Genomic DNA, 19674 nt, shown 5'->3' on the forward strand with positions numbered 1-19674 from the left:
CACCATGACCCCCAAACTCTCCGGCCCGATGCTCCAGCCCGTCTCGGGCACTGCCAAACAACTCGTCGTTCTCCTCCACGGCTATGGCTCGGACGGCCGCGACCTGATCGCGCTCGGCCAGTTCTGGCGCGATACGTTCCCCGATGCTCTTTTCATCGCTCCGAACGCGCATGAGGTCTGCCCGGTCAATCCCATGGGCTACCAATGGTTCGCGCTCGATCTCGACCGCGACATCTCCCGCCTCGTCGGGTCGGAAACCGCTCGCCCCGTCGTCCGTCAGTTTCTCGAAGACCTGTGGGAGCAGTCGGGCCTCGGCCCGGCAGAGACGGTCCTCGTCGGCTTTTCGCAAGGCGCCATGATGGCGCTCGATACGGGCCTGCGGCTCAGGACGCCGCTCAAAGGCATCGTTGCCTTTTCCGGCATGATCATAGCGCCCGACAATCTGGCGAGCGAAATCGGCTCCAACCCGCCGGTGCAACTCATCCACGGCGATATGGACGAGGTCGTGCCCGTTGCCGGCAGTCAGGCTGCCCATCCGCTCCTCACCGGGCTGGGCATTGATTCGCGCCTCTATATCGAGCGCGGCGCTGGCCACACCATTGCCCAGGATGGTCTGGAAACGGCGACCGATTTTCTCAGGGAAGTGATGGGATAGGCGCGCCTCCCGGGCCTCGGCGCGCAACCGAACTGATTTATAATCTTCACAGCGCTGTCATATCGGGCATAGAATATGTGTATGGAATCGTTTGAGTCCATTGCCCGGAGGGGTCAGTGACAGTTCATGTGTCGCCACAAGCCTGTCCCGCTCTTGTCCTGAACGCCGACTTTAGGCCGCTCAGCTACTATCCTTTGTCCTTGTGGAGCTGGCAGGACGCGATCAAGGCGGTCTGCCTCGAGCGCGTGCACATTGTCTCTCACTACGACAAAGTGGTGCGAAGTCCGAGCTTCGAGATGCGCCTGCCCAGCGTCGTCTCATTGAAGGACTATATTCAGCCCGCGAAGTACCCCGCCTTTACCCGCTTTAACGTCTTCCTCCGCGACAAATTCCAGTGCCAGTATTGCGGGTCCAAGCATGACTTGACCTTCGATCACGTCATTCCGCGCTCGCGCGGCGGCCGCACCACCTGGGACAACGTCGTCGCCGCCTGCTCGCCGTGCAATCTCCGGAAGGCGAATCGCATGCCCAAGGATATCGGCATGATCCCCATGCAGGCGCCGTTCCAGCCGACTGTGCACGATTTGCACAACAACGGCCGCGCCTTCCCGCCCAACTACCTGCACGATAGCTGGCTAGACTTCCTTTATTGGGATATCGAGCTCGAACCCTGATCCATGTTCGGGCCGTTACGCCACGCGCCGGCGTGCCACCTGCCCCCAAATGCTCATCGCCAAAAGGATAACGATTGCTGCCGAGATGACGGCATTGAACCCCGCGAGCGAAATCCCGAGCACTTCGAACTGCACGGCGTCGCACGGGACAATCTGCGCGCCGCTGAGATCTCCCAGACTGTCTAGGCTTACCGCTGTGTCCCCGGTTCCGGTGCAGCTCTGCGGGCCCTCGAAAATGCCGTACTCGACCCCGGCGTGATAGACCGCAACGTAGGTGCCCCAGACGAAAAGCCCGCCAACAACCGCCGTAAGCGCAATGCGTAACGGTTCAGGCACCTTTTCCCATGCAAAGACGACGACCGCGAGCAGGGGCAGGCCGATATAGTATGGCCAGCGCTGGGTGAGGCACAATTCGCAGGGATAAAGCCCACCGATATACTGAAAAGCGAGCGCGCCCAGGATGGTGAACAGCCCGATGGTGAAGGCAGCGTTGGCGCGGTTCCGGTTGGGCCCTACGGTTTGCGGAGCGTGGTGCGTCATATCTTGGTCTCTGATTTCCTACGGCAGTAGCCTGATGGCGACGAACCCGCCCACCAGAAGAACGCCGAAGACCGCCGTAACCAGCCCCAGGCGCTTTTCGATGAAGTCGCGGATCGGCGCTCCAAAGAAGTAAAGCAGCCCCGCCACCAGAAAGAAACGGGCGCCGCGCGAAAGAATCGACCCGAGGATGAAGACCGGCAGAAAAAGACCGGCAAACCCCGAAGCGATGGTGAATACCTTGTAGGGAATAGGCGTAAACCCGGCCACGAAGACAATCAAAAGTCCGTAATCGGCGAACCATGCCTGAAGCTCGGCGAACGCATCCTGATAGTGGTAGAATGCGATGACCGGCTGCGCCAATGGCTCGAACAGATACGCACCGATCACATAGCCGAAAATGCCTCCGACCACAGAGGCGACCGTGCAGATCGTCGCGTTTCGCCACGCGGACTCGCGCTTGGCGACAACCATCGGGATGAGCATCACGTCAGGCGGGATAGGAAAGAATGAGCTTTCGGCAAAACTCACCCCGGCAAGGGCGGTGGGGGCATGGCGCCCGGCGGCAAGCCCCATCACCCAGTCGTAAAGGCGGCGCAGCATCGGCTGATTGAACTCCGGCTTGGCGCACCAGCCCAGGCCGGTGCCTCTATTATCGCGATCGTCACGGCGAAACGGACACCAATAAGGCGCCGCCATCGTGTTTATCGATACGCCAGCGCGCAAATCCCCGCAATGGGACACAAACACCGATTGACGCAGGCCCGCGAATACCTATAGTCCGGCGCGTCGCTGCGGGCGTGGCGGAACTGGTAGACGCGCCAGACTCAAAATCTGGTTCTGGAAACAGAGTGTCGGTTCGATTCCGACCGCCCGCACCACCCTGCTTCACCAAATCTTCGGCTATTGCGCAGCGTCGAACCGGCTCCGGGCCCGCTCGATGTCCTGGCCATGCGCCTCGGCCCACGCCCAGAGCGCATTGATTGGCCCGATTAGCGTCTCGCCGAGTTCGGTCAGCGCGTACTCCACTCGCGGCGGAATTTCAGGGTAAACCGTTCGTGTCACCAGCCCGTCCCGCTCGAGATTGCGCAACGTAAGGGTCAGCATGCGCTGGGAGATCCCTTCGATCGAGCGCCGCAGCTCGGAAAACCGTTGCGTTCCCCCGCCGAGCCTCGCCACCACCATCACGCTCCACTTGTCGCCAATCCGGTTGAGGATGTCGCTCATCGCCATGCAGGTGGTCAGGTCTCCCGATCCGGAGTCCGCCTTGACGGGAAACTTCTGGCGCTGCGCGGGCTGGGTCTGGGACACTTTTGTACTCTCGGCTTTGCTCTGGACTACCTAATCTAGCCCAAGTTACCGATAGTGACCAGCCCCGACGTCACATGCGGCCTGATGCTCCGCTGCCAGCATGCCGCTATAGGCATCGAGTTCGTCCCCTCCGTAGCCAAGCTCGTTGAAGACCTCGACCATGAACGTGACCGGGGCGAGCCCCGAAGCCGTCACCAGCCCTTCAGCCCGCACCGCCCGCGAACGATCCACATATTCCGCCGCACCCTTGTAGCCCGGAGCGGCCTTGAGCTGCTCGACGTCATTGCCCGTATGCGGAGTTTCATCGAGCGCCCCGGTCCTGGCCAGCGCCAGAACGCCGTCGCAGATCCCCGCCACCAGCTTGCCAGCCTTCCTAAAGCGGTCCACCAGGCCCGAAATTTCGGGCGCCGCATCGCTTTGCCAGATCGTCCCACCGCAGATCACGATGCCATCGCACCCCTCCGGACCGACCGCATCGGCATCCGCATCCGGCGTCACCCGTAGCCCGCCCGAGGACACAACCGGAGCGCCGCCCGGCGTCGCCACGACGATCTCGATCCCGAAATATGTCCGTCCGGACGCCATCAAATGTGCGCATTCCCAATCCGCAAACCCTTCGGTCAGCAAAATTGCCAACCTCGTCATTTTTCGTCTCCTTGATGGCTCTTTCGATACCGCTATGGTTGCGCGAGAATGTGCCGGATTTTGTCAGCAGGATCATGATCATCCATGCCCGCCCGCTCCGAGAGACTGCTTGAACTGATGCAGGCCCTGCGCCGCCGCAAGCGGCCGGTCAGCGCCCAGACCCTTGCTGAGGAAATGGGCGTCTCCAAGCGCTCGATCTACCGCGACATCAACGCGCTCAAATCCATGGGCGCCGCCATCGATGGCGAAGCCGGCATCGGCTACATCGTCCGCGCCGAGTACTGGCTTCCGCCGCTGACCTTCTCCACCCCCGAACTCGAAGCCCTCGTCCTCGGCCTGCGCGGCATGATCCACGGCCCCGACCTGGACCTGGCGGCATCCGCCCGCGATGCCGAAGCCAAGCTGATCGCCGCGCTACCACCAGAAAAGCGCCACGAAATGGATGCCGTTGCGCTCTTTGCCTTCCCCAGCCGCAACGCCGAGATCGCCGGCCGCCTTGCCGACATGCGCCGCGCGCTGCGCGAGGAACGTGTCATCCACCTGGGCTACAAGGACCGCAACGACGCCGTGACCACCCGCGACGTCTGGCCCGTCGCGCTCGGCTATCGCGACGACGGCCAGATGCTCCTCGCCCACTGCACGCTGCGCAACGACTTTCGCAGTTTCGCGATTTCCCGCATCCTCGAGGCGAGGGTAACGGACGAAAGGATGCCTAAACGCCGCCAGACGCTCTTGAGCGCGTGGATTGCCCGCAACAACCTGCCCGATTTGCGCTAGGGCGTTGGCGTGAAAGGGTGGAAACGCCTCACCCGGCATTGTTCTGCCACAATCGCCTTGCTATCAACGCCGTCAAGGCGCGCACATCATCATCAACGGAGACGGTCACCGGTGAAACTCGTCCGGCGCACCATGGTATCGCTGAGCCTCGCGCTCACGCTTGCCCTGTCCAGCCTCGCCCCCGCATTCGCGATTCCGCAACTGCTCGTCGACATGCAGTCGGGCGAAGTGCTCTACGAGAACGAGGCCGGCACGCCCTGGCATCCCGCCTCGCTCACCAAGCTTATGACCGCGCTTCTGGCGTTCGATGCGATCCAGTCCGGCCAGGTGAGCCTTTCAAGCCCGGTCATTACCTCGGCCAACGCCCTTTCGGTCCCGCCCTCCAAACTCGGCCTGCCTGAAGGCACTGCGATCACGATGCAGGATGCGCTTTACGCCCTCATCGTCAAATCCGCCAACGACATCGCCGTCGCTATCGCCGAGACTGTCGGCGGCACCGAGGAGCGCTTCGTTCAAATGATGAACGCGCGCGCCGCCGAGATGGGCATGACCGCGACCCACTATGTCAACCCGCACGGCCTGCACGACCCCGCCCAGGTCACATCGGCGCGCGACCTCGCGATTCTCGCGCTGACCATCCGCGCCCGTTACCCGCAATACGATGCGATCTTCGCCACCGAAGCGGTAACCCATGGCGGCAATACCATGGAATCCAACAACGTCCTCCTGAGCAAATTCCTCGGCACCGACGGCATGAAGACGGGTTATGTATGTTCGTCGGGCCTCAATATCGTCGCCACCGCCGCGCGTAACGGCCGTCATTTGATGGCGATCACGCTGGGGGCCTCCTCGGCCCGCGAGCGCGGCGAAATGACCGCCCAGATGCTCTTTTCCGGCTTTGCCGGCGGCTATCGCGGTACCGGCAATACCATCGTCACCCTCGCCAACGCGCCGGGCATTGCCCCGGTCGACATGCGCCCCAGAATTTGCGGCGCCAATGCCTCCGACTATAACGAGGCGCGCATGGAGGAATTCCCGCTCGGGCTCGAGGGCGAGTTAAGCTATCTCACCGACGACGTCACCACGCGCTCCTATAGCCTCGCCGTTCTCGGCCGCCTGCGCAATGTTCCACTGCCTCGCCCACGTCCCGCCGGTTTTCCCGCAACCCCGACTTATGCTCTCGGCGGCTTCGACGAGGCACTGCCCGCTGGAGACGGCAGCTTCGTGAGCCTCGACGGCGGCAGCTCCGGCCAAACGCAACTGCCGCCTCCACGTCCGCAATTCTAGCGTCGGATCAGGCGCGTTTTTTCGCCCGCCATGTCACACTGCATGGGGCTGTCTCGTCCTGACATTCGGGAGCCAACCCGAAACCAAAGGAACGATCCATGGCCAACTGCCCCAACCCTTACCACGTCCATCCCGAGCTCTTCGCCCCGCTGATCGATTTCGGCAAGCAAGCCCAGAGCTGGCTCGAGCCGAGCCTCGTGGAACTGGTCAAACTCCGCGCATCCCAGATCAACGGCTGCGCGCCCTGCATCACGCTGCACTCGCGCGAAGCCCGCGCCAAAGGCGAATCCGAGGATCGCATCTACTTGCTCAACGCCTGGCGTGAATCCGAGCTCTATACGCCGCGCGAGCGTGCCGCCCTGGCCTGGACGGAGGCGCTCACCCGCATCGCCCAGGGTCACCCGAACGAAACGGTCGACGAGATGGTCGACGAGCAGTTCACCTACGAAGAGCGGATCAAGCTCGCCATGATGATCGTCGCGATCAACTCTTTCAACCGGCTCAATATAGGGTTCAGGCTCCCCGATACCGTGGTCCGCAACGTCAAGGCTGCTTGAGATCATGGGCCAGCCGGATGCCGCAACGCACTTCGATCCCCTGCGCCCGCGCCTGATCCGCATCGCCTACCGCATGCTCGGCTCGGTCGCGGACGCCGAGGACGTGGTTCAGGACGCCTTCATCCGGTGGCTCGCCACTGATCGCGAGGCGGTGCGGGAACCCGAGGGGTTCCTGCGCCGCGTCGTCACCCGCTTGTGCCTCGATCAGCTCAAATCCGCCCGGCACCGGCGCGAGACCTATATCGGCCCGTGGCTTCCTGAGCCCGTTGTCGAAGCCGAGGAGGAGATCGAGGACGTCACCTTGCCTCTGATGATGGCGCTGCAGCGGCTCTCCCCACTCGAACGCGCCGCCTTTCTCCTCCACGACGTTTTCGGTGTCGGCTTCGAGGAGGTCGCCGAAACGCTCGGGCGCACCCCCACAGCCTGCCGCCAGCTCGCCAGCCGCGCCCGCACGCGCGTCCGCGCCGACCGCCCGCGCTTCGACGTACCAAGGCAGCAGGGCCTCGATATTGCAGCGGCCTTTTTCAAGGCGTCGCGAAACGGTGATACGACCCAGCTGCGCGCTCTGCTCTCGGCTGACGTTATCGCGCACTCCGACGGCGGCGGTGTAAAGCCCGCCGCGCTCAAGCCGATCGTCGGCATCGAGCCCGTGGTGCGGGCGCACGAAAAAGTGGCTGTCGAGATCTTCGCCAGATCGATGTCGCAACTCGTCCGTTACTGCTACATCAACGGCCTGCCCGGTTTCATCACCATCGAGATCGACAACACCCTGCAAACCACAGCGCTCGATATCGCGGACGGCAAGATCACCGCGATCTATATTGTCCGTAACCCGGACAAGCTGCGCCACCTCGATGGTTAGAGCGTGATATTCCGCAAGGGCCTGAGCGCCACCGCCTGCGGGTGCCGCCCATCGAACGCTGCGATCTTACCCTTCGCCCCGCCGCGGCCGTGGCCAAGCCCCACCAACCCCGAGCAATCGGTCCCTCACATCGCGGACCGCCTCCGAAACGAAATCGGCGAAGGCCCGGATGCGGGCGACGCGCCTGAGATCGGGATGAATGAGCAGCCAGAGATCGATCGCCAGTTCAGGTATAGGCTCCCCCCGGCGCATCAGCCCTGTATCGCCGTCGGCGAGATAGCAGGGCAACACGGTCTCGCCCAATCCGCTGCGCACGGCTTCGCACAATCCCATGACGCTGTTGACCCGATACCCGCTGCGCGTATCGTGCCCTCGTGCCTTGAGCCAGCGCGCGAACTGGGAGTGCAGCATCGATTCGTCCCAGCCGACCCAATCCGCTGCCGCCCCGCCATGCGTGCTGGTGTAGACGCATTGCGCTAGCGTCCCCAGCTTACGCCCGACCAGCGTTTCGGGCGGCGACATCGATGAACGGATCGCGACGTCGGTCTCGCGCCGGGTCAGATCGAACGGATGGTTCGATATCGCGACATCAAGCGCAATTTCGGGATGGATCGCGCGGAAAGCCGCAAAAATCGGCGTCAAAAGCCCCGCGAGCAGAGAATCCGTCGTCGTCACGCGCACCGTGCCCGACGGTCTGAGGTCCCTCCCTGCCACCCGGCGCTCGGCGCCGAGCACCTCTGCTTCGATCCGCTCGGCGGTCGCGGCGATGTCCTCACCGGCGGGCGTCGGTACATAGCCATCGCGCGAACGCTCGAAAAGTGAAACGCCCAGCCGGGCCTCGATTGCCCCCAGTCGACGGAAGATCGTGGCATGGCTCACGCCGAGCGCGCGACCGGCCCCTGAAAGCGATCCCGCCCTGGCGATCGCCATGACTGTTCTGAGGTCGTCCCATGGGAGCCCCTGTTCATCCATGCAAGCTCGCCTTTCACAATTTGGGAATTTCCGTTCGCATACGCACACACTAGATCTCTTGGCAATCGATCCAAAGACTAAAAAGGAGCAGCCATTGCACGCCCTCATCGTCCTGGCCCATCCAGAGGAAAAATCGTTCAACGCACAGCTTGCTGCTGACGCGCGCGAAGCCTTGACTGCAATGGGCTACACCGTGGAAACGGCCGATCTTTACCGCGATGGCTTCGATCCGCTCGAAGACGCGCGCCATTTCTCCAGCCGCGCGGACAACGCCTTCTTCAGCGCCATGATCGAACAGCGCCACGCCTCGGACACAGGTACGCTGCCCACCGATGTGGAAAGCGCGATCGTGAAGCTTGAGCGCGCCGACCTCGTCGTTTTCCAGTTCCCGCTCTGGTGGTGGTCAGTCCCGGCCATCCTCAAGGGCTGGTTCGACAGGGTCTTCGCCTGGGGCCGCGTTTATTCGAGCGGGAAGCGCTATCCCGACCGAGGCCATTTCAAAGGCAAGCGGGCGCTCGTCTCCGTCACCACCGGTGCCCCCGGGCTCGCTTTTGGGCCAAACGGACGCGCGGGCGATCTCGATCTTATCCTCTGGCCGATCCATTTCGGCCTCGCCTATGTCGGTTTCTCGGTCCTCCCTCACTTTGCAAGCTTCGAAGTGGTCAAGGGACCGAACACAGACCCAGACACGCTCCGCACGCGGCTTGATGGCTACAAAGCGGGCCTGCGCGCTCACCTCGGCGCAATCGAGACCCTCGAGCCCCTCAAGTTCAACACGACCGCCGACTGGGACGAAACCGGCCGTCTGCGTCCAACCGCCCCCAGCTATAGCCCGTTCATCCGACACGTGGCGTAGAGGACTGTCAGGTAGGGCAGCGTCCGCAGCCCTCCCCTAAAATAAAAACGCCCGGGACAAGCCCGGGCGCTCCGAAATCCAAAAGCGGTTTGCCGTTTATTCGATAATGCCGACTTCGGTGAACGTACCGCCCTCGACCGTGAGCTCAACGATGACGCCATCGACGTCGCCGGCCTCGTCGAAGTCGAGATTGCCGCCCGCACCGACATAGTCGATGTCAGTGCCTTCGGCGATAAGCGCCTTCGCCTTTTCCCACTCGCCCGGCAGGATCGGCTCGCCCGGAGCCGACGCCACTGCGCGCAGGGCTTCGGAAAGCCCTTCGCGATCCGCCGAACCATTCTGCTCGATCGCAAGCGACAGGAGGAAGGCAGCGTCATAGGCCTGCGGAGCGTAGACGGCATTCGGGTCGAGCCCGGCCTCGGCCGCCAGATCCGAGAAGATGGTCGCCGATTCACCCTCGAAGGCACCAGCGCGCGTGGCGATCATGCCCTCGACCGCCGAGGCATCGACGCCGGTGAAGAGGTCGTCGCCCACCATGCCGTCGCCACCCACGAAGGTGAGGAAGTTGCCCGATTCAAGGGCCTGCCGCAGGATCGTCTGGCCCGACGAGTTCGCATAAGCGAGAATAACGAGCGTTTCGGCGCCCGAGGAGGCAAGATTGCCCAGTTCGGCGCGGTAGTCTGCCTTGCCATCTTCGTGCGCAAGGTTCGCAAGAAGCGTCCCGCCGCCCCCTTCGTAAGCGCTCGTGAACGCATCGGCAAAGCCCGAGCCATAGTCGTTGTTGACGTAGGTCACGGCCACTTCGCCGATGTCTTTCGAGAGCAGCAGCTGGGCCAGCTTCTGACCCTGGAAGGCATCCGAAGGCGTGGTGCGGAAAACGAGGTCGTTGTCCTCGATCGTCGTCACAGCCGGCGCCGTCGAGGCGGGCGAGATCATGACAACACCGCCCGGAATGCCAGCAGAATTCGCCCCGCCGATGGTTTCGCCCGTGCACAGCCCGCCGACGATCGCCGTCACCTGGTCGGTGTTGACGAGACGGTCGGTCGCGTTGGCTGCAGCGGTGGCATCGCACGCGCCGTCGGCCGAAAGGATCGACAGCGTGCCGCCGTCAAGAATGCCCCCCTGCGCGTTCACGTGCTCGACCGCGAGCTCGGCGCCCGCAAAAATCGGCGGCGTGAGGCTTTCAATGGGCCCGGTAAAACCGCCGACGAAGCCCAAGTTGACGTCCTGCGCGATCGCCGGGGCTGCTGCCGAAACAACACCCGCCGCGACGGCCAGGGTCAAAGCTTTTTTGATGTGACGCATGATTTCCCTCAATGTTCGTCTGTACTTTGCCCACCCGCTTGCCGGATCTTTAACACGTTCCGCGTCGCGTTCCAGTCTCTCGTGCAGTGGGCCCCAACAGGATCGGAACCCAAGCCCAGGGCCCCGTCGCGCGTCAGCATTGCACATTTGGACGGGCCAAGTCACCCGTTTTCGCCATCGGCAAATGATCCATCTTGTCAGTTGCTTAAGCACCGCGCATTTGCCAGTTTGTCGGCCATGAAAGCCCTGATTGTCTCCTTGCGCCCTTCCCTGACCGTCGCACTCGCGGGCTTGATTTTGCTTTGCGGCGGCGCCCATGCGCAAGTACAGGTCCTTGGTCCGCAAGACGGTCACAACCAGGGTGCGCCTGAAGCGGAAACGGTCGCGCGCTCGGACACGCCGTGCGCGTCCGACGCGTTCACCATTGCGCAGATGGCGTGGCCGTCCGCCGCCATTCTCGCCCATATCCACGCGACGATCCTGACCGAGGAGTTCGGCTGCTCGGTGCGCGTTATGCCCGGCGATCCCGAAACGATCTTGTCTTCGATGGCAACAACCCGCCAGCCCGCGGTTGCGCCTGAAGTCTGGGCATCGAGGCACGCCGAAATCTGGAACGGCGCCCTGCGCGCCCAAAGCCTGCGCGCCGCAGGCAACACCTATTCGGGCGGTCCGCTCGAGGCCTGGTTCGTCCCTGGCTACGTCAAGGCAAACAATCCTGCCCTCCAGAGCGCGGGCGACCTCATCGACCATTGGCAGGTCTTTGCCGACGAGGGTGCGCAGTCTGCCCGCTTCGTCTCCTGCCCGTCCGACTGGGCCTGCGCGCTCATTACCGAAAAAATGCTCGGCGCCTTCGGCCTTAACGACCGGTTCGACATCGTGACGCCCGAGGACCGCCTGGCGCTCGACAGGCTTTTGACCGACGCCGTCACGCGCGGCGCGCCGGTTGTCTCCTATTACTGGCAACCCAACGGTCTTATTGATCGGCTGGGGCTCGAGCCGCTCGACATGGGCGGTCTCGACAGCGCATCGGCGCAATGCATGGCGCTCTCCGGGTGCATCCCCTTCTCACCCTCGTCCTATGCGCCCGACACGGTCGTGATAGCATTAGCGGAATGGGTCTTTACCGACGCAAACGAAATCGCCGCCTATTTCGGCCGCGCTGCCCTGCCGGTCGCTGAAATGAACGCACTTCTGGCCTGGCAAGTCGAAAACGACGCAACCGCACAGGCCGCTGCCGCGCATTTTATCGAGACGCGGCCTTCGATATGGCGCCAGTGGGTTTCCGCGCGCGCGGCAGAGCCGTGAGCTGTTAACGTCTCGGTAACCTAACACACTGACTCAAAAGGCCTTTTAGCAGGTCGTCACAGAACTGTAACAGGCACATACTACGGATAACCCTCCGGCAAAGCGCCTGCCCGGCCTGCCCCAAGCAATGCGTTATTCGGTGTTCATGCCCATTCCCAGTCAGACCTCTCCAGAATTCATCTTGTCCAAGTATCGGACCATGGCACTGGCCGGGTGCATGGCGGCATTGGCCTTGGTGGTCGTTCTCGGCACCGCGCTCGAGGCAGCGTTTTTTAACCGCGGATCGCTCGTATGGTTGATCGCTGCCGGGATCCTCCCCTGCTTTGTCCTGCTCCTTGTATTCTGGTTCGGCTACCGGGGCCTCAAGCGCACGCTCATAGAGGCGGAGCACCAACGGCGCGAACATGTCGCCTCGATCAACCGCGACGCGCTTACCGGCGCCATGACGCGCGGCTATTTCCTCGCCGAACTCAAAACACTGGTTCGGCGCAGCACCAAGACGCCGCTGGCATTCCTCCAGTTCGATATGGACCATCTGAAATCCATCAACGACGGCTTCGGCCATGCCGCCGGCGACGCAGCGCTCCTGCGCTTTGCCCAGGTCATCGCGAAAGCGGCACCCGATGCGATTTTCGGGCGTCTGGGAGGCGACGAATTCGCCATTGCCATTCCCGGCATCGACTCCAAGGCCGCTCTGATCCGCCTGGGCCAGCATATTCTAGCCGAGCTGGATAACCCCGTCGCCCATTCGGGCCGCGACTTGCGCCTGTCGGCCACGATCGGCGTCGCCGTCGCGCCGGAGGACGGAGCAACGGTCGACGTCCTGATGTCCAAGGCAGACCTCGCACTCTATAAAGGCAAGCGTTCGGGCCGCTCGAAAGTCGTCGCGTTCGAGGCTGAAATGCTCGCCGAAGAGCGCCACCAGCGCTTTATCGAGCGTGAACTGCGAACCGCCATACTCCTCAACGAACTTCAGCTCCATTACCAGCCGGTTTTCGGGCCCAGGAACGAAGTCGTTTCGGTTGAAGCCCTGGTGCGTTGGAAGCATCCGGTTCGCGGGCTCATTCCGCCCTCGGAATTCGTGCCCATCGCCGAACAGGGCGATTTGATCGACAAGCTCGGCGAATGGGTACTGCGCCGCGCCTGCCGGGATCTCGAGCACTTGGGCGTTCCCGCCGTTGCCGTCAACGTATCGGCCGCGGAGCTGCGCCGTGAAGGCTATGCCGCCCGCTTTGCCAAAATCCTCGAAGTCGCGGGCGTCTCTCCCGACAGGCTCATCGTCGAAGTGACCGAAACCGCACCCCTGCGGGCCGGCGACACCGAGCGGGTCAACCTGCGCGCCCTGCGCGAAACCGGTATCAAGATCGCCATCGACGATTTTGGCGCCGGTCATGCAAGCCTCGCCTATCTGCGCAACTTCCCCTTCGATGCGATCAAGATCGACCGCACCTACATCGCCAATATGCTCACCAGCCGCGTCGATGCCGTTATCGTGCAGGCTATCGCACGACTGGCCCGCGTCCTTGATGTCGAGGTTGTGGCCGAAGGTATCGAAACCGCCGAACAGCGTGACGCCGCGCGGCAGGCCGGCTGCGCTGCGGTGCAGGGCTACCTCCTCGCCCGCCCCATGCCCCTCGAGCAATGCGTTGCCATTCTCTCGCGCGACACGCACGTCGCCAGCGCCGCGTGACCGAACGTCGGATACCATCGCGGTTGCAGAACCCCAGAGGTCGCGCTTATAAGAGCGTGACATCCAAGGGAACGGGAGTGTGGATTGGACATCAGGAAGATCAACGACGCCGTAAGCGTTTCGGGCCAGATCGCGCCTGAGGATATCGCCGGGATCAAGGACGCCGGTTTTGTCGCCGTCGTCAATAATCGCCCGGACGGCGAAGCCCCGGATCAGCCGGCAAACGCAGATATTGCCGCCGCCGCGCGAGCAGCCGGTCTCACCTATGTCGAAATTCCCATGGGCCGCGAGGGCGTGAGCCCGCAAATGATCGCCCAGACCCGCGACGTGCTCGACAACGCCGACGGCCCCGTCTTCTGCTTCTGCCGGTCAGGCACACGCTCGACGACGCTCTGGGCCTTGAGCCAGGCCGGCAAACAGGACGCCGGCGAGATCATTTCCTCTGCCAAGCAGGCCGGATACGACATCAGCCACCTGGCGGCCCATCTGGATAAGCCGATCGCCTGAGCCCTCCGGGTTTGGATGAGTTTCAGCTTGCCTTGTCGGGTTTTGCCGACTTCAATCACCCAACTATCGCCCGCCGCCGTGCCCGCCCCTCCATCGGGCACAGAACCAAAAGGTCGGTTCCCATGACGATCAAGAAGATCCTTGTCGCCAACAGAAGCGAAATCGCAATTCGAGTCTTCCGCGCCGCCAATGAGCTGGGCCTGAAAACCGTCGCGGTTTTCGCCGAGGAAGACAAACTGGCACTGCACCGGTTCAAGGCCGACGAGGCCTACCTGATCGGCCAGGGCAAAGGTCCGGTCGAAGCCTACCTGCAGATCGATGAATATATCCGCATCGCCCGGATTTCGGGCGCCGATGCCATCCATCCCGGCTATGGCCTGCTTTCGGAAAGCCCCGAGTTCGCGGACGCCTGCGCCGACGCCGGCATCACCTTCATCGGTCCGCGGGCCCAGACCATGCGCGATCTCGGTAACAAGGTCGCCGCACGCAACATGGCGATCAAGGCCGGTGTTCCGGTCGTCCCGGCCACAGAACCGCTCCCCGATGACCTCGATGAAGTCGAGAAGATGGCCGAACAGATCGGCTATCCGCTGATGCTCAAGGCGAGCTGGGGCGGCGGCGGACGCGGCATGCGCCGGATCAACTCGTCCAAGGAACTCCGGCACGAGGTCTCCGAAGGCAAGCGCGAAGCCAAGGCCGCGTTCGGCAAGGACGAGATGTATCTCGAAAAGCTGGTCGAGCGCGCCCGGCACGTCGAGGTACAGCTACTCGGCGACGACCACGGCAACCTCGTGCACCTTTTCGAGCGCGACTGCTCGGTTCAGCGCCGCAACCAGAAAGTCGTCGAACGCGCGCCTGCGCCTTATCTCAACGACAAGACCCGCAAGGCCCTGACCGACGCCGCGCTCAAACTTGGCAACGAAGCCGGTTACCGTTGCGCAGGCACTGTCGAATTCCTGATGGATGCCGACACCGACGAATTCTACTTCATCGAAGTGAACCCGCGCATCCAGGTCGAGCATACGGTGACCGAGGAAGTGACCGGCATCGACATCGTCAAGGCGCAGATCAACGTCATGAACGGCGCGGTGATCGGCAACCCGGAATCGGGCATCCCCAGGCAGGAGGACATCGTCCTCCATGGCCACGCCCTGCAGTGCCGCGTGACCACTGAAGACCCTGAGGAAAACTTCATCCCCGACTATGGTCGCATCACCGCCTATCGCGGTGCCACCGGCTTCGGCGTGCGTCTCGACGGCGGCACGGCCTATTCGGGTGCGGTGATCACCCGGTTCTACGATCCGCTGCTTGAAAAAGTTACCTGCTGGGCACCCACCCCCGGGGAAGCCATCGCGCGCATGGACCGCGCCTTGCGAGAATTCCGCATCCGCGGGGTCTCGACCAACCTCGCGTTCCTCGAAAACATCATCGCGCACCCCAAATTCCGCGACAACACCTACACCACGCGGTTCATCGACACGACGCCCGAGCTGTTCGACATGCCCAAGCGGCAGGACCGGGCGACCAAGCTTCTCACCTACATCGCTGACGTCACCATCAATGGCCACCCCGAGGTGCGCGACCGGCCCAAGCCCGGCGAGCACGCGCCTCCGATGGTGCCCGAATACCCGGCTGCCAACGCAAAGGACGGCTCGCGCCAGATTCTCGAAAAGCAAGGCCCGAAGGCCCTCGCGGACTGGATGAAGGCGCAGACGCGCGTACTCTTCACCGACACGACGATGCGCGACGGCCACCAGTCCCTGCTCGCCACCCGCATGCGCACCTTCGACATCGCCGCCATCGCCAAGGCATATTCGCGCGGCCTGCCCGAGCTTTTCTCCCTTGAATGCTGGGGCGGCGCGACATTCGACGTGGCCATGCGGTTCCTGAACGAAGACCCCTGGGAGCGCTTGGCCAAGGTGCGCGAAGGCGCCCCCAACATCCTCACGCAGATGCTCCTGCGCGGAGCGAATGGGGTTGGCTACACCAATTATCCCGACAACGTCGTCAAGTTCTTCGTCAAGAAGGCAGCTGAGGGAGGGATCGACGTCTTCCGGGTCTTCGACTGTCTCAACTGGGTCGAGAATATGCGCGTCTCGATGGACGCCGTCCTTGAAGCCGACAAGGTGTGCGAAGGCACGCTTTGTTATACCGGCGACATGCTCGACCCCGACCGGGCGAAGTACGACCTCAAATACTACGTCGGGCTCGCAAAAGAACTCGAAGCCGCCGGCGCCCACGTTCTCGGCATCAAGGACATGGCCGGGCTCATGAAGCCCGCCGCCGCACGCAAGCTGATTTCGACGCTCAAGGACGAGGTCGGCCTGCCCATCCACTTCCACACTCACGACACCTCCGGCGCCGCCGCAGCAACCGTATTCGCAGCCTGCGACGCCGGCGTCGACGCTGTCGACGCGGCCATGGACGCGTTTTCGGGCACGACCAGCCAGCCGACCCTCGGCTCGCTCGTTGCGGCCCTGCGCGGCACCGAGCGCGACAGCGGGCTCGATGCCAAGGTCATCCGCGAGATCTCGTTCTATTGGGAGGCCGTGCGAGCCCAATACGCAGCCTTCGAGAGCGACCTCAAGGGCGGTGCATCGGAGGTCTACCTGCACGAGATGCCCGGCGGCCAGTTCACCAACCTCAAGGAACAGGCCCGCTCGATGGGTCTCGAGACGCGCTGGCACGAGGTCGCCCAGACCTATGCCGACGTCAACCAGATGTTCGGCGACATCGTCAAGGTGACGCCATCTTCCAAGGTCGTCGGCGATATGGCGCTGGCCATGGTGTCTTCCAATCTGACCCGCGCCGACGTCGAAAGCCCCGACAAGGAGATCTCGTTCCCCGACTCCGTGATCGGCTTCTTTGCCGGCGATCTCGGCCAACCCCCGGGCGGGTTCCCCGAAAAGCTGCAGAAGAAGGTGTTGAAGGCCCGCGCACCGCTCACCGAGCGGCCCGGCTCTTATCTGAAGCCTGCCGATCTCGAAGACGAACGCAAGAAGGCGCTCGAGGCGACCGGGCTCGACGAGATCGACGATTATCGCCTGGCGTCATACCTCATGTACCCGAAGGTCTTCACCGAGTTCGCCAAGGCCCAGGAAACCTACGGCCCCACCGAGGTCCTGCCCACGCCCGTCTATTTCTACGGCCTGCCCGCAAGCAGCGAGGTGCTGGTCGACATCGAAAAGGGCAAAACCCTCGTAATTCAGCTCCTCGGCCGGTCGGAGACAAACGAAAAGGGGATGGTCCGCGTCTTTTTCGAATTGAACGGTCAACCCCGCACCGTCACTGTGCCCGACCGTCTCAAGGCTGGCGATATCGTGGCGCGCCCCAAGGCCGCCGCGAACGACGCCAATCAGGTCGGCGCGCCCATGCCCGGCGTCATTTCCTCGGTCGCCGTTCAGGCCGGGCAGAAGGTCGCCGCCGGCGACGTGCTGCTCTCGATCGAAGCCATGAAGATGGAAACCGCGCTGCACGCGGAAGCCGACGGAGTTGTCGCCGAAGTGCTGGTCAAGCCCGGCGACCAGATCGACGCCAAAGATCTGCTCGTCAGGCTGGAATAGCGAATAAGCCAACGAAATACGGGCGGGAGCATTATGCTCCCGCCCGTCGCAAAGACTACGTGACCGGGCCGCCGGGCGGTCAGATCATACCCATGAGCATGAGTATGAGCACGACGACGAGTATGACGCCCAAAATGCCTGTGGGGCCATATCCCCAGGAGCGCGAATAGCCCCAGGTCGGCAAGGCACCGATCAGCAGCAAGATAAGAATGATCAAAATGATAGTCGAAAGGGTCATGGAAATATCCCTCGCTTTGTAACCATGCGTCTGATCAAGTTTTTGTCGGGCAATTCGTTCCAGCGCGGCCGCAACACTTCGACCGCAACCGTGTCATGATGCCGGGTTGACTTCGCTCGTGGAAAGCGCCACTTCCCAGAGCAAGACCGCATCCAAGGACGAAACCATGGCCGGGCCAGACGAGCGCAAAAAGACTGTCGGCGTCAAAGTCGGTAACGTGACCGTGGGCGGCGGGAGCCCCATCGTCGTCCAGTCAATGACCAACACGGATACTGCCGACATTGCCTCCACGGTCTCCCAGGTCGCGGCGCTTGCACGCGCCGGCTCGGAAATCGTCCGCATAACGGTCGACCGCGACGAAGCCGCTGCCGCGGTGCCCCATATCCGGGACCAATTGCTCATCCGCGGCATTGATGTACCCCTCGTCGGCGATTTCCACTATATCGGGCACAAGCTCCTCGCCGATCACCCGGCATGCGCCGAAGCGCTCGCCAAGTACCGCATCAACCCGGGCAATGTCGGGTTCAAGGACAAGCGCGACAAGCAATTCTCCCAGATGATCGACATCGCCCTGCGCTACGATAAACCCGTGCGCGTCGGGGTGAACTGGGGTTCGCTTGACCAGGAACTGCTCACCACCCTCATGGATGAAAACGCCGGGCGCGCCGAGCCCTGGAGCGCGGCGCATGTCCAGCGCGAAGCGATCATCCGCTCGGCGATCTATTCGGCCGAACGCGCTGAAGAGCTCGGCATGGGGCGTGACAAGATCATCCTCTCGACCAAGGTCTCCGACGTCCAGCAGTTGATTGCAATCTATCAGGAGTTGGCGGCCCGCTGCGACTACGCCCTGCACCTCGGGCTCACAGAAGCGGGTATGGGCTCGAAGGGTATCGTTGCTTCGTCCGCCGCACTCGGCATCCTGCTCCAGCAGGGCATTGGCGACACGATCCGCATTTCCCTGACCCCCGAACCCGGAGGGGACCGCACCCTCGAGGTCAAGGTCGCCCAGGAACTTCTCCAGACCATGGGGTTCCGCCAATTCGTCCCCGTCGTCGCCGCGTGCCCCGGCTGCGGACGGACGACATCGACCACCTTCCAGACCCTCGCCAAGGAAATCCAGGATCACCTTTCGAGCTCCATGCCCGAATGGCGAGAAAAGTATCCTGGCGTCGAGAGTCTCTCGGTTGCGGTGATGGGCTGCATCGTTAACGGCCCGGGAGAAAGTAAGCACGCCGACATCGGCATCTCGCTCCCCGGCACCGGCGAAGCGCCCTCGGCCCCGGTCTTCATCGAAGGTAAGAAAGTCGTGACACTGAAGGGCGCCGACGTTGCCGATCAGTTCAAGAAAATGGTCGCCGACTATATCGAGCAGCGCTTCGGTTCCGGCGGCACGGCTTCGGCGGCGGAATGATGAGCGCGGCGGGCGTCACCATTCGCGACGCCCGGCCGGACGACGCCGCCGCGTGCGCTGAAGTCATGCGCAATTCCATCCGTGAACTTTGCGTTCTCGACCACGGCAATCGTGAGGACGTTTTGAACGGCTGGCTGGCCAACAAGACGCCCGAAAATGTCGGCGGCTGGATCGCTGACGAGAATGCGATTTTTCTCGTTGCCGAACGGCATGGCCACATCGTAGCCGTGGGCAGTGCCCGGCTCGCAGGTGAAATCACGCTCAACTATGTCGCCCCCTCGGCGCGGCTCGAAGGGATCGGCGCCGCGATTCTCACCGAACTCGAGATGAAACTCGCGAGTACGGGCTGCAACCGGGCATGGCTCACCAGCACCAATACAGCACTCGGGTTCTACCGGCGCCTCGGTTACACGGCAGACGGGCCACCAAAGCCATGGCAGGGCGACACCGAAGTGCATCCAATGGCCAAGGCGCTCTAGCGATCCCCCTCGCAATACCGGGAAACTGGCGAAAGACGACACA

The 19674-nt window shown here is 62.9% G+C and carries 20 protein-coding genes and 1 tRNA gene; 14 read left to right on the forward strand and 7 right to left on the reverse strand.

Features of this window, described 5'->3' with window-relative positions; genetic code table 11:
* Positions 1 to 4: 4 nt before the first annotated feature.
* Positions 5 to 655 carry an alpha/beta hydrolase gene (locus LSG43_RS15545; protein ID WP_231805873.1) on the forward strand — a complete coding sequence of 217 codons (651 nt, stop codon included), beginning with the start codon at positions 5 to 7 and terminating at the stop codon, positions 653 to 655.
* 116 nt (positions 656 to 771) lie between these two features.
* Positions 772 to 1329 (forward strand): HNH endonuclease, encoded by a 558-nt coding sequence (locus tag LSG43_RS15550; protein WP_231805875.1) that lies wholly within the window; start codon positions 772 to 774, stop codon positions 1327 to 1329.
* A gap of 15 nt (positions 1330 to 1344) precedes the next feature.
* Here the strand turns inward: LSG43_RS15550 and LSG43_RS15555 are convergent, their stop codons facing one another.
* Positions 1345 to 1869 (reverse strand): disulfide bond formation protein B, encoded by a 525-nt coding sequence (locus tag LSG43_RS15555; RefSeq protein ID WP_231805877.1) that lies wholly within the window; start codon positions 1867 to 1869, stop codon positions 1345 to 1347.
* Between the two features lie 18 nt (positions 1870 to 1887).
* Positions 1888 to 2469, reverse strand: coding sequence for a YqaA family protein (locus tag LSG43_RS15560; protein ID WP_231806185.1), 582 nt, complete (start codon positions 2467 to 2469; stop codon positions 1888 to 1890).
* 191 nt (positions 2470 to 2660) lie between these two features.
* On the opposite strand from LSG43_RS15560, the gene LSG43_RS15565 reads away from it, so the two are divergent.
* Positions 2661 to 2747, forward strand: a tRNA-Leu gene (locus LSG43_RS15565).
* A gap of 22 nt (positions 2748 to 2769) precedes the next feature.
* On the opposite strand, the gene LSG43_RS15570 is transcribed toward LSG43_RS15565, so the two are convergent.
* Entirely contained in the window at positions 2770 to 3099 is a 330-nt protein-coding gene (locus tag LSG43_RS15570; protein ID WP_231806187.1) for a winged helix-turn-helix transcriptional regulator, read from the reverse strand.
* Positions 3100 to 3222: 123 nt separating this feature from the next.
* Complete coding sequence (locus LSG43_RS15575; protein WP_231805879.1) at positions 3223 to 3822, reverse strand: DJ-1/PfpI family protein; 600 nt, start codon at positions 3820 to 3822, stop codon at positions 3223 to 3225.
* Between the two features lie 84 nt (positions 3823 to 3906).
* On the opposite strand from LSG43_RS15575, the gene LSG43_RS15580 reads away from it, so the two are divergent.
* The 4 genes from LSG43_RS15580 to LSG43_RS15595 all read left to right on the forward strand — a co-directional run bounded on the left by LSG43_RS15580 (position 3907) and on the right by LSG43_RS15595 (position 7305).
* Positions 3907 to 4599 (forward strand): helix-turn-helix transcriptional regulator, encoded by a 693-nt coding sequence (locus LSG43_RS15580; protein ID WP_231805881.1) that lies wholly within the window; start codon positions 3907 to 3909, stop codon positions 4597 to 4599.
* A gap of 111 nt (positions 4600 to 4710) precedes the next feature.
* Positions 4711 to 5886, forward strand: a complete 1176-nt coding sequence (locus LSG43_RS15585) for a D-alanyl-D-alanine carboxypeptidase family protein (protein WP_231805883.1) — start codon at positions 4711 to 4713, stop codon at positions 5884 to 5886.
* Positions 5887 to 5984: 98 nt separating this feature from the next.
* Positions 5985 to 6443, forward strand: a complete 459-nt coding sequence (locus LSG43_RS15590; RefSeq protein ID WP_231805885.1) for a carboxymuconolactone decarboxylase family protein — start codon at positions 5985 to 5987, stop codon at positions 6441 to 6443.
* A gap of 4 nt (positions 6444 to 6447) precedes the next feature.
* Positions 6448 to 7305 (forward strand): sigma-70 family RNA polymerase sigma factor, encoded by an 858-nt coding sequence (locus LSG43_RS15595; RefSeq protein ID WP_231805887.1) that lies wholly within the window; start codon positions 6448 to 6450, stop codon positions 7303 to 7305.
* Positions 7306 to 7371: 66 nt separating this feature from the next.
* Here the strand turns inward: LSG43_RS15595 and LSG43_RS15600 are convergent, their stop codons facing one another.
* On the reverse strand, positions 7372 to 8277 hold the full coding sequence (locus tag LSG43_RS15600) for a LysR family transcriptional regulator (protein ID WP_231805889.1): 906 nt from the start codon (positions 8275 to 8277) through the stop codon (positions 7372 to 7374).
* A gap of 94 nt (positions 8278 to 8371) precedes the next feature.
* Between LSG43_RS15600 and LSG43_RS15605 the strand changes: the two genes are divergently transcribed.
* Positions 8372 to 9133 carry an NAD(P)H-dependent oxidoreductase gene (locus LSG43_RS15605; RefSeq protein ID WP_231805891.1) on the forward strand — a complete coding sequence of 254 codons (762 nt, stop codon included), beginning with the start codon at positions 8372 to 8374 and terminating at the stop codon, positions 9131 to 9133.
* Between the two features lie 96 nt (positions 9134 to 9229).
* Here LSG43_RS15605 and LSG43_RS15610 read toward each other — a convergent pair whose 3' ends face one another.
* Positions 9230 to 10438, reverse strand: coding sequence for an ABC transporter substrate-binding protein (locus LSG43_RS15610; protein ID WP_231805918.1), 1209 nt, complete (start codon positions 10436 to 10438; stop codon positions 9230 to 9232).
* 237 nt (positions 10439 to 10675) lie between these two features.
* Here LSG43_RS15610 and LSG43_RS15615 point away from each other — a divergent pair, with 237 nt between their 5' ends.
* The 4 genes from LSG43_RS15615 (at position 10676) to pyc (ending at position 17503) form a co-directional block, all read left to right on the forward strand.
* Positions 10676 to 11743: a glycine betaine ABC transporter substrate-binding protein gene (locus tag LSG43_RS15615; RefSeq protein WP_231805920.1), complete on the forward strand. Its 1068-nt coding sequence runs from the start codon at positions 10676 to 10678 to the stop codon at positions 11741 to 11743.
* Positions 11744 to 11924: 181 nt separating this feature from the next.
* The gene (locus LSG43_RS15620; protein ID WP_231805922.1) at positions 11925 to 13433 is read left to right on the forward strand and encodes a putative bifunctional diguanylate cyclase/phosphodiesterase; all 1509 of its coding nucleotides are present in this window, start codon (positions 11925 to 11927) and stop codon (positions 13431 to 13433) included.
* A gap of 84 nt (positions 13434 to 13517) precedes the next feature.
* On the forward strand, positions 13518 to 13940 hold the full coding sequence (locus tag LSG43_RS15625; RefSeq protein WP_231805924.1) for a protein tyrosine phosphatase family protein: 423 nt from the start codon (positions 13518 to 13520) through the stop codon (positions 13938 to 13940).
* 122 nt (positions 13941 to 14062) lie between these two features.
* On the forward strand, positions 14063 to 17503 hold the full coding sequence (pyc, locus tag LSG43_RS15630; RefSeq protein ID WP_231805926.1) for a pyruvate carboxylase: 3441 nt from the start codon (positions 14063 to 14065) through the stop codon (positions 17501 to 17503).
* A 79-nt stretch (positions 17504 to 17582) separates the two neighbouring features.
* Here the strand turns inward: pyc and LSG43_RS15635 are convergent, their stop codons facing one another.
* A complete protein-coding gene (locus tag LSG43_RS15635) occupies positions 17583 to 17741 on the reverse strand; it encodes a DUF3309 domain-containing protein (protein WP_231805928.1) in 159 nt (52 codons plus the stop codon).
* A 166-nt stretch (positions 17742 to 17907) separates the two neighbouring features.
* Here LSG43_RS15635 and ispG point away from each other — a divergent pair, with 166 nt between their 5' ends.
* Positions 17908 to 19152 (forward strand): flavodoxin-dependent (E)-4-hydroxy-3-methylbut-2-enyl-diphosphate synthase, encoded by a 1245-nt coding sequence (ispG, locus tag LSG43_RS15640; protein ID WP_231806189.1) that lies wholly within the window; start codon positions 17908 to 17910, stop codon positions 19150 to 19152.
* Entirely contained in the window at positions 19149 to 19631 is a 483-nt protein-coding gene (locus tag LSG43_RS15645; RefSeq protein WP_231805930.1) for a GNAT family N-acetyltransferase, read from the forward strand. The genes ispG and LSG43_RS15645 overlap by 4 nt, the downstream gene beginning before the upstream one ends.
* Positions 19632 to 19674: the final 43 nt, after the last annotated feature.

This window comes from Pelagibacterium xiamenense (assembly GCF_021166475.1).
Taxonomy (GTDB): Bacteria; Pseudomonadota; Alphaproteobacteria; order Rhizobiales; family Devosiaceae; genus Pelagibacterium; species Pelagibacterium xiamenense.